The sequence below is a fragment of the Streptomyces sp. MST-110588 genome (assembly GCF_022695595.1).
In the GTDB taxonomy this organism is placed as follows: Bacteria; Actinomycetota; Actinomycetes; order Streptomycetales; family Streptomycetaceae; genus Streptomyces.
In genome coordinates this window covers 2798274-2812512 of the sequence record NZ_CP074380.1, presented here as the reverse complement: position 1 = coordinate 2812512, position 14239 = coordinate 2798274, and the positions used below count along the sequence as shown (strand labels likewise).

At 71.1% G+C, this 14239-nt stretch carries 8 protein-coding genes and 1 pseudogene; 3 read left to right on the top strand and 6 right to left on the bottom strand.

The window, feature by feature from the left end:
- Window positions 1–195: 195 nt before the first annotated feature.
- Window positions 196–2238, top strand: coding sequence for a thioredoxin domain-containing protein (locus KGS77_RS12175; protein WP_242580933.1), 2043 nt, complete (start codon window positions 196–198; stop codon window positions 2236–2238).
- A gap of 91 nt (window positions 2239–2329) precedes the next feature.
- Here the strand turns inward: KGS77_RS12175 and KGS77_RS12170 are convergent, their stop codons facing one another.
- The 3 genes from KGS77_RS12170 to KGS77_RS12160 form a co-directional block, all read right to left on the bottom strand.
- The gene (locus tag KGS77_RS12170) at window positions 2330–2995 is read right to left on the bottom strand and encodes a TetR/AcrR family transcriptional regulator (protein ID WP_242587430.1); all 666 of its coding nucleotides are present in this window, start codon (window positions 2993–2995) and stop codon (window positions 2330–2332) included.
- Between the two features lie 2 nt (window positions 2996–2997).
- Complete coding sequence (locus KGS77_RS12165; protein ID WP_277994214.1) at window positions 2998–4623, bottom strand: MFS transporter; 1626 nt, start codon at window positions 4621–4623, stop codon at window positions 2998–3000.
- Between the two features lie 364 nt (window positions 4624–4987).
- Entirely contained in the window at window positions 4988–5713 is a 726-nt protein-coding gene (locus KGS77_RS12160; protein ID WP_242580932.1) for a hemolysin III family protein, read from the bottom strand.
- Window positions 5714–5952: 239 nt separating this feature from the next.
- Between KGS77_RS12160 and KGS77_RS12155 the strand changes: the two genes are divergently transcribed.
- Window positions 5953–7809 carry a phosphoenolpyruvate carboxykinase (GTP) gene (locus tag KGS77_RS12155; RefSeq protein ID WP_242580931.1) on the top strand — a complete coding sequence of 619 codons (1857 nt, stop codon included), beginning with the start codon at window positions 5953–5955 and terminating at the stop codon, window positions 7807–7809.
- Between the two features lie 233 nt (window positions 7810–8042).
- Here KGS77_RS12155 and KGS77_RS12150 read toward each other — a convergent pair whose 3' ends face one another.
- Window positions 8043–8522 (bottom strand): hypothetical protein, encoded by a 480-nt coding sequence (locus KGS77_RS12150; RefSeq protein WP_242580930.1) that lies wholly within the window; start codon window positions 8520–8522, stop codon window positions 8043–8045.
- A 146-nt stretch (window positions 8523–8668) separates the two neighbouring features.
- Window positions 8669–9880 carry a pyridoxal phosphate-dependent aminotransferase gene (locus KGS77_RS12145; protein WP_242580928.1) on the bottom strand — a complete coding sequence of 404 codons (1212 nt, stop codon included), beginning with the start codon at window positions 9878–9880 and terminating at the stop codon, window positions 8669–8671.
- Between the two features lie 367 nt (window positions 9881–10247).
- Between KGS77_RS12145 and KGS77_RS12140 the strand changes: the two genes are divergently transcribed.
- Window positions 10248–12323, top strand: a complete 2076-nt coding sequence (locus tag KGS77_RS12140; protein WP_242580925.1) for a P-loop NTPase fold protein — start codon at window positions 10248–10250, stop codon at window positions 12321–12323.
- Window positions 12324–12359: 36 nt separating this feature from the next.
- Here the strand turns inward: KGS77_RS12140 and KGS77_RS12135 are convergent.
- A pseudogene (locus KGS77_RS12135) lies at window positions 12360–13996 on the bottom strand (D-aminoacylase).
- Window positions 13997–14239: the final 243 nt, after the last annotated feature.

The window sequence follows — 14239 nt, the reverse complement described above, 5'->3', positions numbered from 1 at the left end:
GCGGTCGTGGTGTGCCTCCTTCGAGGAGCCTCGAAAGGTCCAGCGCTGCTGCGCTCAGCCTACTGTTCCGAGATGCCGGGGCGCCTGACTCGGAAGAGCGCCGGGAAAAGTTCGACGACGACCTGTTCGGCCAAGCGAGGCAGGGCCCGTGCGGGCCTCGTCGGCGGGGTCGGGCCTTGTGAGAGGCTGGGTCGCATGAACCGGCTGGCTGGTGTGACCTCGCCTTATCTGCTTCAGCATGCCGAGAACCCCGTCGACTGGTGGCCGTGGGGAGCGGAGGCTTTCGAGGAGGCCCGGCGGCGCGATGTGCCCGTGCTGCTGTCGGTCGGTTACTCCGCGTGTCATTGGTGTCATGTGATGGCGCACGAGAGTTTCGAGGATCCGGTGACGGCCGAGGTGCTCAATGAGCACTTCGTGTCGGTGAAGGTGGACCGGGAGGAGCGGCCGGACGTCGACGCCGTCTACATGGAGGCCGTGCAGGCGGCCACCGGGCAGGGCGGCTGGCCCATGACGGTCTTCCTCACGCCCGATGCGGAGCCGTTCTACTTCGGTACGTACTTCCCGCCCGAGCCGCGCCACGGCATGCCGTCCTTCCGGCAGATCCTGGAGGGTGTACGCAGCGCCTGGGCGGACCGCCGTGACGAGGTGGGCGAGGTCGCCGGGCGGATCGTGGCCGACCTGGCGGGGCGCTCGCTGTCCGCTCCGCTGTCGGGGGCGGCGTCGCGGCAGCCGGGGCCCGAGGAACTGCACGCCGCCCTCATGGGGCTGACCCGCGAATTCGACGCGGTGCGTGGCGGGTTCGGCGGCGCGCCCAAGTTCCCGCCGTCCATGGTCCTGGAGTTCCTGCTGCGCCACCATGCGCGTACGGGGTCCGAGGGTGCCCTCCAGATGGTGCAGGCGACCTGTGAGGCGATGGCCCGCGGCGGTGTCTACGACCAGCTCGGCGGGGGGTTCGCCCGCTATTCGGTGGATGCGTCCTGGATTGTCCCGCACTTCGAGAAAATGCTCTATGACAACGCGCTGCTGTGCCGTACGTACGCGCATCTGTGGCGGGCCACCGGATCGGACCTCGCCCGGCGGGTGGCCCTGGAGACCGCCGACTTCATGGTGCGCGAACTCCGTACCGAGCAGGGAGGTTTCTCCTCCGCGCTGGACGCGGACAGCGACGACGGCACGGGCAGCGGCAGGCACGCCGAGGGCGCGTACTACGTGTGGAGGCCCGAGCAACTGCGTGCCGTCCTCGGTGAGCGGGACGCCGGGCTCGCCGCCCACTACTTCGGCGTGACGGACGAGGGCACCTTCGAGGAGGGTGCCTCGGTCCTCCAGCTCCCGGACACCGATGGCCTGTTCGACGCCGAGCGGCTGGCCTCCATCAAGGAGCGGCTGCTGGCGGCCCGTACGGAACGTCCGCGCCCCGGCCGCGACGACAAGATCGTCGCGGCCTGGAACGGGCTGGCCATCGCGGCCCTGGCCGAGACCGGCGCCTACTTCGACCGGCCGGACCTCGTACAAGCCGCGACGGACGCCGCCGACCTGCTCGTACGCGTCCACATGGACGGACAGGGCCGGCTGCACCGCACCTCCCGGGACGGCGTGGCCGGCGCCAACGCCGGTGTCCTGGAGGACTACGCGGACGTCGCCGAAGGCTTCCTGGCGCTCGCCTCGGTCACCGGCGAGGGCGTATGGGTGGACTTCGCGGGGCTTCTCCTGGACACCGTACTCATCCGTTTCGCCAGCGAGGACGGCTCGCTGTACGACACGGCGGACGACGCGGAGACACTGATCCGCCGGCCCCAGGACCCGACCGACAACGCCGCGCCCTCCGGGTGGACGGCGGCGGCCGGTGCCCTTCTGTCGTACGCGGCGATGACCGGGAGCGGCCCGCACCGGGACGCCGCCGAGCGGGCCCTGACGGTGGTCACGGCGCTGGCCGGCCGGGCCCCGCGCTTCATCGGATGGGGGCTGGCGGTCGCCGAGGCCGCGCTCGACGGGCCGCGCGAGGTCGCGGTCGTCGGCCCCGACGGCGACCCGGCCACCCGGACGCTGCACCGCGCCGCCCTCCTGGGTACGGCCCCGGGCGCGGTCGTCGCCCTCGGGCAGCCCGGGGCGCCGGAGGTTCCGCTGCTCATGGACCGCCCGCTGGTCGACGGCCGCCCGGCGGCATATGTGTGCCGCAACTTCACCTGTGAGCGGCCCACCACCGATCCCGGGGAGCTGACCGCCCGCCTTACGCCCTGACGGCTGGAGGGGCGAAGCCGGCCTCTCCGGTTGTCGCCAGAGGGCTGCCGTCAGGGGGCTGTCGCCAGAGGGCTGCCGTCAGGGGATGCCGTCAGAGAGTGAGGCCGCGGGCAAGGACGTCCAAGGCCCCGTCGACGACGTCTTCCAGTGGCGTGTCGTGGTCGCCGGTGACCCAGTGCATCAGCGCCTCCTGGAGGGCGGCCAGGATCGCCGCCGCGACGACCCGGATCTCCAAATCGTCGGCGGCGCGGCCGGAGCGCTCCGCCAGCACGCCGCAGACCATGTCCGTGTCGCGGGCGGTGTTCTCGGCCGTACGGCCCCGGAGGGCCGGCACCTCCCGTACGAGCAGGATGCGCTGGATCAGCTCGTTGCGGTCCTCCGCGACGAGCTGCCGCAGCGCCTCGACGGTGACGTGCCGGATGGAGGTCACCATCGGCTCGCCGGCCGGCCGGGCCCGGAGCCCGTCCTCCAGCACCTGGTCGTACTCGTCGGTGAGCACGATGTCTTCCTTGGTGGGGAAGTAGCGGAAGACCGTACTGGGGGAGACGTCGGCGGCCTCGGCGATCTGGTCGACGGGGGTCGCCTCGTACCCCTGCTCCTTGAAGAGCCGGTAGGCGGCCCGGCGGATCGCCTTGCGGGTCTGGATCTTCTTCCGCTCCCGCAGCCCGATCTTGGGGGTCCCGGGCTCCGCCGCCCCCGGCCGGGGCGCGCCGGAGCGGGGTGCGGCAGTTGTACGTGCAGAGGCCATGGACGTCATTGTCATGCATCGCAGGGCCCTGGAGCCACGGTGCCGTCCCGGGCGTCGGCGCTCTCCTGTGTCCGCTCTCCGCCGTCGGTGGTTTCCGCGGCGTGCGGACCGGGCAGGAAGATCGCGGTGAGCACCGCCGTCACCAGGGCGGCGATGCCGCAGGCGAGCAGGACCAGGCCCATGCCGTGGAGGTACGCGGCGTCCGCCGACGCGGCCAGGTGCGGGGCGCCGAGCTTGTCCGCCACCAGGTGCGCGCCGACGATCGAGTCCCGCGCGGCCCCGGCCGCCGGCGCGGGCAGTCCGCCGGTGTCCAGACGGCCGGTGTACGCGCCGGCCAGCAGGCTGCCCAGGAGGGCCACGCCCAGCGCGCCGCCGAACTGCCGTACCGTCAGCAGCAGTCCGGAGCCGCTGCCGGCCCGCTCACGCGGCAGCATGCCCAGCGCGGCGTCCATGGCCGGGACGATCGCGAAGCCGAATCCGAGGCCGGCCACGGCCAGCCACAGGGCGGTACGGCCGTAGCCGTCGCCCGCCTGCGTCGCGGAGCCGAGGAAGGCCGCGGCGGCGAGCACGACCAGCCCGCCGGTGATCACGGGCCGCGGTCCGACGCGGGCGGCCAGGGCGCCGCTGCCCTTGGACGCGACCAGCAGTCCGGCCATCATCGGCAGCATGCGCAGGCCGGTGCCGAACGCGTCGTACCCCGAAACGGCCTGGAGGTATTGGGGGAGGATGAACATCAGGCCGGACAGGACCAGGGTGATCAGCGTCGCGGCGACGGTGTTCCACAGGAAAGCGCGCCTGCGCAGGAGCTGGAGGTCGAGCATGGGCCGCGGCCGGCCGCGCTCGCGCAGGACCAAGCCGGTCAGGAGAAGGACGGAGCCGGCCAGGGACGTCAGGACGACGGGGTCGGCCCAGCCCCGCGCGGGCCCCTCGATGATGCCGAAGACCAGCGCGCCCAGCCCGCCGGCGGTCAGGGCGGTCGAGAGGACGTCGACCGCGGGCGCGCCGGGGTCCTTGGTCTCGGGGAGCAGGAAGAGGCAGGCCAGGATGCCGATCAGGACCAGTGGGACGTTGATGAGGAAGGCCGACCCCCACCAGAAGTGGTCGAGCAGCCAGCCTCCGACCAGCGGGCCGAGCGGGAGACCGAGCGCAGAGGCGGCGGAAATCGCGGCGACGGCCTTGCTGCGTTCGCCGGGGCCGAAGAGCGAGGGCAGTACGGACAGCGCGAGCGGCATGATCAGGGCCGCGCCGGCGCCCATCACCGCGCGGGCCCCGATGACCTGGCCGGGAGCGTCGGCGAGAGTGCCGAGCAGGGAGCCGGCGAGGAAGACACCGAGGCCCGCGATGAGCATGCGGCGGCGGCCGAAGCGGTCGCCGAGCAGTCCGGCCGGGAGCATCAGGGAAGCGAAGACGACGATGTAGGCGTCGGCGATCCACTGCTGTTCGCCGGTGTCGGCGCCGACTTGGGCGGTCATGGCCGGCAGGGCGACGTTGAGGATCGTGGTGTCGAAGCCGAGGACGAGCATCGAGACGACCAGCGCGCCCAGTGCCCACCAGCGGCGGGGGTCGGGCGCGGATTTTGGGCCGGGGCCCGGGGAGGGGTGCGCCGCGGTGGATCGCGGGCCGGTGGACACAGCCATGCCAACCTCCGAGAGTCAGCGTCAAATGACAGTAACTCTCAAAAGATTTTGACTGTCAATTCTTGATGGTCCCTTGGCTGTCAGTGGGGTATGTCACGCTTCAACGAGGGCAGAGTCACCGTCAGTGATGCTTGGAGGGAGTGTTGCGCGGATGCGTACAGCGATCGATGTCTGTGCCGCGGTCGTGGCGGCGCTGTGTGTCGGGGGATTCCTGATGGGTGGTACGACGGCGGTGGTCGCGGTGGTGCTCGCCGGGGTCGCGGTCCTGACATGGCAGGTGGCCGCGGCGTCGAAGCCGCGGCCACGGGCGGGCAGAGCGGGGGCGGTTGGCGGAGCGGGTGGGGCCGTGCCGGTCGGGCGCGGGTCAGGCGTGCGAATAGGCCACCAGCGAGATGCCGATGTAGTGCACCACGAAGGCGGCAAGGGTCAGGGAGTGGAAGACCTCATGGAAGCCGAACCACCGCGGTGAGGGGTTGGGGCGCTTGATCCCGTAGATCACGCCGCCCACGCTGTAGAGGACTCCGCCGACGATGACGAGTACGAGGACGGCGATGCCGCCCTTGCGCAGGAAGTCCGGGAGGAAGAAGACGGCCGCCCAGCCCATCGCGATGTAGCAGGGGGTGTAGAGCCAGCGTGGCGCGCCCACCCAGAAGACGCGGAAGGCGATGCCGGCCAGGGCGGCGGCCCACACCGCCCACAGCAGCACCTGTCCTCGGGTGCCGGGGACGAGCAGCATCGTGAGCGGGGTGTAGGTGCCCGCGATGATCAGGAAGATGTTGGCGTGGTCCAGCCGGCGCAGTACGCGGTCGGCTCGTGGGCCCCAATTGCCGCGGTGGTAAAGGGCGCTGATCCCGAAGAGGAGACAGGCGGTGAGTGTATAGATCGCACAGGCCAGCCGGCCGCGGGGGCTGTCGGCGAGCGCGGTGAGCAGGACGCCGGAGAAGAGTGCGGCGGGGAACATTCCGGCGTGCAGCCAACCCCGCAGTCTGGGTTTGAGCGGAGCCGTAGCGGCGGCGACCGCAGAGACTGCGTCGGCCGCGGAGGTCACGGGGTTTTTGTGGCTTTCGGCGGCGTCGGGCGCGGAAGTCATGGCGGTCATGCTACCTACGCAACCGTAGGTTACGGACCGGTCCGCCGAAGTGGTGACGGTCACGAAGGCGTCCTCTGGACAGATATGGATCGGGGTCGGATGATCAAATGAGTGCGGCCGGCACCGGATGAGCGGTCGCGAAGCGTCCGGGTCGAGGCCCCCAAGGGGCAAACCTTAAAGAAGCGGATCACTGGTGGTAAACCGGGCAGGTCCGTCCAAACCCTCATCAAGGAGCGATCGTGGCGCGCGACAACGCGGCTCCCACCACCCCGACCCGTCACCAGGAGCTCGTCGCCTGGGTCGACGAGATCGCAGCCATCACCGAGCCCGCCCGGGTCGTCTGGTGCGACGGCTCGGAGGCGGAGTACGAGCGGCTGTGCGAAGAGCTCGTGGAAAAGGGCACGTTCAAGAAGCTCGACCCGATCAAGCGCCCCAACTCGTACTACGCCGCGTCCGACCCGTCGGATGTCGCCCGCGTCGAGGACCGTACGTTCATCTGCTCCGCGAAGGAGGAGGACGCCGGCCCGACCAACCACTGGAAGGCCCCCGCCGAGATGCGGGCGATCTTCACCGGCGAAGAGGGCAACGGCGTCACCGGTGAGCGCGGCATCTTCCGCGGCGCGATGCGCGGACGCACCATGTACGTCGTCCCGTTCTGCATGGGCCCGCTCGGCTCGCCGCTGTCCGCCATCGGCGTGGAGATCACCGACTCCGCGTACGTCGCCGTCTCGATGCGCACCATGACCCGCATGGGCCAGGCCGTCCTGGACGAACTGGGCGAGGACGGCTTCTTCGTCAAGGCCGTGCACACCCTCGGCGCCCCGCTGGAGGAGGGCCAGGCCGATGTGCCGTGGCCGTGCAACTCCACCAAGTACATCTCGCACTTCCCCGAGGACCGCGAGATCTGGTCCTACGGCTCCGGCTACGGCGGCAACGCCCTGCTGGGCAAGAAGTGCTACGCGCTGCGCATCGCCTCGGTGATGGCGCGTGACGAGGGCTGGCTCGCCGAGCACATGCTCATCCTCAAGCTCACCCCGCCGCAGGGCGAGCCCAAGTACGTCGCCGCGGCCTTCCCCAGCGCCTGCGGCAAGACCAACCTCGCGATGCTGGAGCCCACGATCTCCGGCTGGAGCGTGGAGACCATCGGCGACGACATCGCCTGGATGCGCTTCGGGGAGGACGGCCGGCTCTACGCGATCAACCCCGAGGCCGGCTTCTTCGGCGTCGCCCCGGGCACCGGCGAGCACACCAACGCCAACGCCATGAAGACCATGTGGGGCAACTCGGTCTTCACCAACGTCGCGCTCACCGACGACGGCGACGTGTGGTGGGAGGGCATGACCGAGGAACTGCCCGCGCACCTGACCGACTGGAAGGGCAACGACTGGACCCCGGAGTCCGGGACCCCGGCGGCCCACCCCAACGCCCGCTTCACCGTCCCGGCCGGCCAGTGCCCGATCATCGCGCCCGAGTGGGAGGACCCCAAGGGCGTGCCGATCTCGGCGATCCTCTTCGGCGGCCGTCGCGCCAGCGCCGTACCGCTGGTCACCGAGTCGCTGTCCTGGCAGCACGGCGTCTTCCTCGGCGCGAACGTGGCCAGCGAGAAGACCGCCGCGGCCGAGGGCAAGGTCGGCGAGCTGCGCCGGGACCCGTTCGCCATGCTGCCGTTCTGCGGCTACAACATGGGCGACTACATGGGTCACTGGATCAACGTCGGCAAGAAGGCGATCGCCGAGGGCCGCGGGGACAAGCTGCCCAAGATCTACTACGTCAACTGGTTCCGCAAGGACGACTCGGGCCGCTTCGTGTGGCCGGGCTTCGGCGAGAACAGCCGCGTGCTGAAGTGGATCGTGGAGCGCCTGGAGGGCAAGGCCGAGGGCGTGCAGACCCCCATCGGCGTGCTGCCGGCCAAGGGCTCGCTGGACACCAACGGCCTGGGGCTGTCCGACGCCGACCTGGACTTCCTGCTCACCGTCGACAAGGACGTGTGGCGCGAGGAGGCGGCGCTGATCCCCGAGCACCTCAACACCTTCGGTGACCACACGCCGAAGGAGCTGTGGGACGAGTACCGCGCGCTCGTCCAGCGCCTGGGATGAGATGACGTGACCGGGCCGCCGTCATGAGGACGGCGCCGCCGGCGGCGTGCAGCGCCACCGGCAACGCACGGCCGGGGCCCCGCAATTGATGCGGGGCCCCGGCCGTGCGTCGTCATGGCACGGGCCTTCGGGCGGGAGGAGTACGGGGAGCCGCTGCCTTGTAGGTGTCACGGTCAGGGGGCAGGGGCCGGCTGCAACGGGCAGGGGCCGGTTGCAACGGTCAGGGGCAGGGTTCAGGCCGTGGCCGCCAGGTTCCGGTGTACCGCCGTGTGGGCCTCCATGCGCTCGGACGTCAGCGCGATCGCCGCGGCGTCACCGCGGGCGGTGGCCACGGCCAGGGCGTTCCCGGCCAGGGTGCGGGCGCGCCGGTGCAGCGCGGGCACTCGCGCGGGGTCGCCGCCGCCGGTCGGTTCGGCGCGCAGCGGATAGCGTCCGCCCCGCAGCCGGGCGACCTGTTCGGCGATCCGGTCGGCGGCGCGGTCCAGTTCGGCGCCCGATACGGCGTACGGGCCGGTCTCCGGGCGCCCGCCGGTGCCGTCTCCCTCGTGGCGGCGTACGAGGGAGCGCAGCTCGTCGGTGACGGTCAGCAGTGCGGTGAGGTGGCCGGCGAGCCGGATGTCCAGCTCCTCCGTACGGGAGCGGTGCGGTCCCCGGCGGCCGGCGGTGTCGGCGGCCATGGAGTGGACCGACTTGGTGCGGATCGGCTCGTACATGGGTGGCCTCCTGGCGGTGCGTACGTGCGTACAGCAGCACATCGAACAGCTAGGAGACCATCCTAGCTTAGACATTGTCTAAAGTTGTGATCCGTATAGAAAGCGTGCCGGGCTGTGCCGGGCTCCGCCGGGCCGCGCCGCCGCCCTCAGTACTGTCCGTAGCCGTCCAGGAAGGCCCCGATGCGGGTGACCGCGTCCGTCAGGTCGTCCTTGCTGGGCAGCGTGACCAGCCGGAAGTGGTCCGGCTCCGGCCAGTTGAAGCCCGTACCGTGCACGATCATGATCTTCTCGGCGCGCAGCAGGTCCAGGACCATCAGCCGGTCGTCCTTGATCTTGTAGACCGCGGGGTCGAGCCGGGGGAACGCGTACAGCGCGCCCTTGGGCTTGACGCAGGTGACCCCCGGAATCCGGGTCAGCAGTTCATGCGCCGTGTCGCGCTGCTCCAGCAGCCGCCCGCCCGGCAGCACCAGGTCGTTGATCGACTGGTGCCCGCCCAGAGCCGTCGCCACGGCGTGCTGCGCGGGCATGTTCGCGCACAGCCGCATGTTGGCGAGGATGGTCAGCCCCTCGATGTACGAGGCGGCGTGCGCCTTGGGGCCGCAGACCGCCAGCCAGCCGCTGCGGTAACCGGCCACCCGGTAGGACTTGGACAGACCGTTGAAGGTCAGGGTCAGCAGGTCGGGCGCGACGGCGGCGAACGGGGTGTGGGTGACACCGTCGTACAGGATCTTGTCGTAGATCTCGTCGGCGCAGACGATGAGGCGGTGGCGGCGGGCGATCTCCGCGATGCCGCGCAGCAGTTCCTCGTCGTACACGGCCCCGGTGGGGTTGTTCGGGTTGATGACGACCAGGGCCTTGGTGCGGTCGGTGATCTTGCGCTCGATGTCGGCCAGGTCCGGCATCCAGTCCGCCTGCTCGTCACAGCGGTAGTGCACCGCCGTACCGCCCGACAGCGAGACCGAGGCCGTCCACAGCGGGTAGTCGGGCGCCGGTACGAGGACCTCGTCCCCGTCGTCCAGCAGCGCCTGCATCGACATCTGGATCAGCTCCGAGACGCCGTTGCCCAGGTAGATGTCCTCCACGGACAGTTCGATGCCACGGGTCTGGTAGTGCTGCATCACCGCACGGCGGGCCGAGAGCAGCCCCTTCGCGTCGCCGTACCCATGGGCCGTACCGACCGAGCGCAGGACGTCCTCCAGGATCTCCGGTGGACACTCGAAGCCGAAGGCCGCCGGATTGCCGGTGTTCAGCTTGAGGATGCGATGGCCCGCAGCCTCCAGCCGCATCGCCTCCTCCAGGACCGGGCCACGGATCTCGTAGCAGACGTTTGCGAGCTTGCTTGACTGGATCACCTGCATGCCAGCCACCTTACGGGCGCGTAACACGATCCGGCGGGTGTTCTTGCCCACCTTGATCGGCGCTGGGTGGGTGTGCTGTCACGTGCTGTGAGCCATGGTGCCGCGAAAGGGGGACGGAGACTCTGTCTACGGGCGGTACGCTCCGGTGCGGGCCACCGGGTGATGACCGTCACGCCGGGGCGGAGCCCGGAATCCGGGGGGATCGATGAGACGTACGGGCGCGCCCGCGGCGCCTGCCACCGCACACGGTGCGCATGGGGCGCATGGGGTCTGCGAGGTATGCGAGGTGCATGGCGCATACGGGGCGTGCGGGGCACACGGGGGCCACGGGACACGTGGACCCTTCGCGCTGCTCAACGACGAGCCGGTGAGCACGACCGAGGCCGATCTGCTCGGCGCCGGCCGGGCCGCCCGCCAACTGGCCGGCCTGCTGCTCTCCTCCCGCGACTCCACCCCCTTCACACTGGCCGTGGACGCCGGCTGGGGCATGGGCAAAAGCAGCCTGATGCGCCTGGTGGACGCGGAGCTGACGCAGGCGCCCGAGGTCGAGACGGTCTGGTACAACGCCTGGACCTCCACCGGCGCCGACGCGCTGGAAGGGCTGATCAAGTCGGTCCTGATGCGCTTCGACCGGCGGGTGCTGCGCCGCGGCCTCCAGCGGGTGTCCGAACGGCGGGCACTGCTGCGGGTTCTGCGGGCCGCGGTGACCGTCGCCGCCGGACCGCTGGGCGTCGCGGGCCTGGTCGACGAGCTGTGGAAGAACCTGTCGGTCAACTCCCAGGCCCGCAACGAGATGCGCGGCGCGATCCGGGACCTGGTGCAGGAGTGGGCCCAGACCGCCGAGCACCGGCCGCGGCGGCTGCTCGTGGTCTTCATCGACGACCTCGACCGCTGCTCCGAAGAAACGGTTCTGGCGATCTGCGAGGCGGTGAAGATCTACCTGGACGTGCCGGGGCTGGCGTTCGTCGTCGGCTGTGACCGCTCGGCACTGGGCCCCAACGGCCTGCTGCGGGACCTCTCGCCGGCCGGCTCCGCCTTCATGGAGAAGATCTTCCAGACCAGCTACCGCGTCCCGGCGGCCGACGGCCACGGCGTCAAGGAGTACATCCGCTGGTGCGCGCGTACGGCGGGGGTGGCGCCGCTGCTCGACGACGCGCTGGTGGACCTGCTGGCCCAGCAGTCGGCCCGCAACCCGCGCCGCATCAAGCGGCTCGTCAACGGCTTCGTGCTCGAAGCGACGCTCAACCCGGTGTGGCGGGACTTCGGCCCCGGCGCCGTCATCCGTACGCTGCTGCTCCAGCACTTCTACCCCGACTTCTACCGGATGATGACCGGGCCGGTGGGGGTGGTGGACGGCGACGTGGTCGCGGAGTTCCGGACCTACCGGGAGGTGCGCAGGACGCTGATGGCCAACGGCAGCGGCGCATCGGAGGCCGAACGGGACCGGGTGCGGGAGTTCCTGGCGCAGTACGACCTGGTGCCACCGGAAGCGCTCGGGGTGACCGGAGATGTCGTACTGGAGTCGCTGGAGCGCCAGCTTCCGACCGACTTCGCTGAACTGGTGACCAGCTCGGCCTTCCTCTCGTTGATCGAGGAACTGATGAGTCTGCCGGACGCGGCGAATCTGCTGCTGCGGCTGCGCGAGGGACCGCAGAACGGGCCCGGCGGACCCGGCGGGCTGACCTTACGGCCCTCCGAGGAGTGGAACGCGCTGTGGGACGGGGCGGGGGACGAGCGCGCGGGCGAGGGCCCGCACCGGTTCCCCTTCGCGTGGTCGCTGCCGCAGCAGCAGGCTGCGGGGGCGCCTGCTCCGCAACTGCCGCCGCAAGGTTCGCAGGCCGGGGCGGGCCACCCGGATTCCGGCGGGTACGGTCAGGCGCCGTCCCCGTACGGTTATCCCGTGAGCGGGCAGCCTGCCGTCTACGGGCAGCAGCCTGCCGTCTACGGGCAGCAGCCTGCCGTGTACGGGCAGGCTGCCCTCGCCCGGCTGGTGGTGCCGCAGCCGGGGAGCGCCGGACTGCTGGACATCCTGTGGGTGGACGACAAGCCCGACCGCAACCGGGATCTCGCCGAGACGCTGGAGAGCTTCGGGACGCGGGTGCGTACGGCGACCGACAAGGACTCGGCGATCGCCGCCGTCCGGCAGGCCCGGCCCGGCCTGCTGATCTCCAACATCGGCCGGGGCAGGAACCGTGACGCCGGCATCGAGATGGTCGAGAAGCTGCGGGAGGAGCTGTACGACGGGCCGGTGATCTTCTACACCCGGCGTAACACACAGGACCGGAACGCCAGGGCCGCGGAACTGGGAGTGCGAGGGCTGACGCACCGGCCCGGCGAACTGAGTGCGATGGTCCTGGACTTCCTGCGGGAGCAGGCCGGGGAGGCGGCGGCTGCGCAGCAGGCTCCCCTGTCGGGTGGGCCGGTGCCCCGGTCGGCCGGGTGAAGCCGCTGCGACTACGGCCGGCTGAAGCCGCTGCGACTACCGCCGGCCGGCCGAGCCCCCGCGTACCGACCGTCCCGCCAGGACATCCGTCCGCCGCCCGTCCTGCACGACGAAACGTCCGTCGATCAGGACGTACGGAATACCGGTCGGCAAGGTGCGCGGGGCCTGGAAGGTGGCACCCTCGGCTACCGTCTCCGGGTCGAAGAGCACCAGGTCGGCGCGGTAGCCCTCCCGTACGAGCCCCCGGTCGGGCAGCCGCAGCCGGGCCGCCGGGCGCCCGGTGAGGTGGGCGACGCACTCCTCCAGCGACAGCACGCCCAGCTCGCGCGCATACCTCCCCAGGTACCGGGGGAACGTCCCGTAGGCGCGCGGGTGCGGCTTGGCTCCCTGGAGGATGCCGTCGCTGCCGCCCGTATGGACGCGGTGCCGCATGATCTCCCGGACGTTCTCCTCGTGCCCGACGTGCTGGATGATCGTCGGGCCGAGCCGGTCGTCGATCAGCAGGCGGCGGGCGGTCTCCCAGGGGTCCTCGGCGCGCTCACGGGCGCTCTGGGCGATCGTACGGCCCACGTAGGACGCGAGGTGGGGGCCAGGGTGCGAAATACCCGATATCTCCACCGTGTCCCACTCGACGGGTACGCCGTGGCAGCCGTCGGACCCCTCCACCTCCATGGCGTGCCGGATGCGTCCGGCCGTTGCCCCGTCCCGCAGCCGGGCCAGCACCGCATCCGGCCCGCCCTCGTTGGCCCAGCTCGGCAGCAGTGCGGCCAGCGTCGTACAGCCCGGGGTGTACGGGTAGGTGTCCAGGGAGATGTCGGCGCCGGAGTCCAGGGCCTGGTCCAGGAGGGCCAGCAGTTCGGGCGCGCGGCCCTGGTTGACGCCGAAGTTCATGGTGGCGTGCGCGAGGTGCAGCGCGCAGTCGGCGGCGCGGGCCAGGGCGATCATCTCCGCGTACGCCTCCAGCGCGCCCGCGCCGTACGAGCGGTGGTGGGGGCAGTAGTAGCCGCCGTACCGGGCCACCACCCGGCACAGTTCGGTGAGTTCGGCGTCGTCCGCGTACATGCCGGGGTGTAGGTCAGCCCCGAGGAGAGTCCGACAGCGCCCTCCGCCATTCCCTGCGCCACCAACTGCCGCATGTGGTCCAGCTCGCCGGGTGTGGCCGGGCGGTCGTCCCAGCCGACGGCGAGCATGCGGAGCGTGCCCTGCGGCACGAGATAGGCGGCGTTGACGGCGATGCCCTCGCCGTCGAAGCCGTGGTCGAGGCGGTCGAGGTACTCGCCGACCGTACGCCAGGAGAAGTCCACGGACTCCTCGCCCGGCGCGCCGCCGTTCCATCCGGCTATCTGGGTGCGGATGCCGGTGAGCGTACGGTCGTTCACGGGCGCGTACGAGAGCCCGTCCTGGCCGATGACCTCCAGCGTGACGCCCTGGGCGGCCTTCGCCTCGTGCGCCGGGTCGCGCAGCAGGGCCAGGTCGCTGTGGGCGTGCATGTCGATGAAGCCGGGGGCCAGGGCCAGGCCGGCTGCGTCCAGGGTTCGCCTGCCGGTGGGGCGGCTGCCTTGGCCGGGGCGGACGATCGTGGCGATCCGGCCGTTCGCGAGGCCGACGTCGGCCCGGTAGGACGGGCCGCCGGAGCCGTCGATGACGTGGGCGTCCCGTAACACGGTGTCCATGGCCGGTTTCCCTCTCCGGGTTGGGTTCCGTTTTGGGTTGCGTCTTTTGCTTGTTGTGTCCGGTTTTGTTGGGGGTGGTTGCTGTGTGTGGTGCGATGCCTGCGGCGCTTCCTTGTGGGTTCTCTGCGGGGTTGTTTGCTCTTTCGCCCGGTGCGGTTGGTGGGTGGGGTGGGGCGCGGTCGCACCGGGGCCTCTCCTCGGGCCGTGTGCGTGGCTGGTACGCCGTGAAAGGAAGCGTGCGTC

What these genes read in the sequence shown, in the direction of transcription:
- KGS77_RS12175 (WP_242580933.1), top strand. Translation starts at nt 196, where the DNA reads ATGAACCGGCTGGCTGGTGTGACCTCGCCTTATCTGCTTCAGCATGCC.
- KGS77_RS12170 (WP_242587430.1), bottom strand. Translation starts at nt 2,995, where the DNA reads ATGACGTCCATGGCCTCTGCACGTACAACTGCCGCACCCCGCTCCGGC.
- KGS77_RS12165 (WP_277994214.1), bottom strand. Translation starts at nt 4,623, where the DNA reads ATGGCTGTGTCCACCGGCCCGCGATCCACCGCGGCGCACCCCTCCCCG.
- KGS77_RS12160 (WP_242580932.1), bottom strand. Translation starts at nt 5,713, where the DNA reads ATGACTTCCGCGCCCGACGCCGCCGAAAGCCACAAAAACCCCGTGACC.
- KGS77_RS12150 (WP_242580930.1), bottom strand. Translation starts at nt 8,522, where the DNA reads ATGTACGAGCCGATCCGCACCAAGTCGGTCCACTCCATGGCCGCCGAC.
- KGS77_RS12145 (WP_242580928.1), bottom strand. Translation starts at nt 9,880, where the DNA reads ATGCAGGTGATCCAGTCAAGCAAGCTCGCAAACGTCTGCTACGAGATC.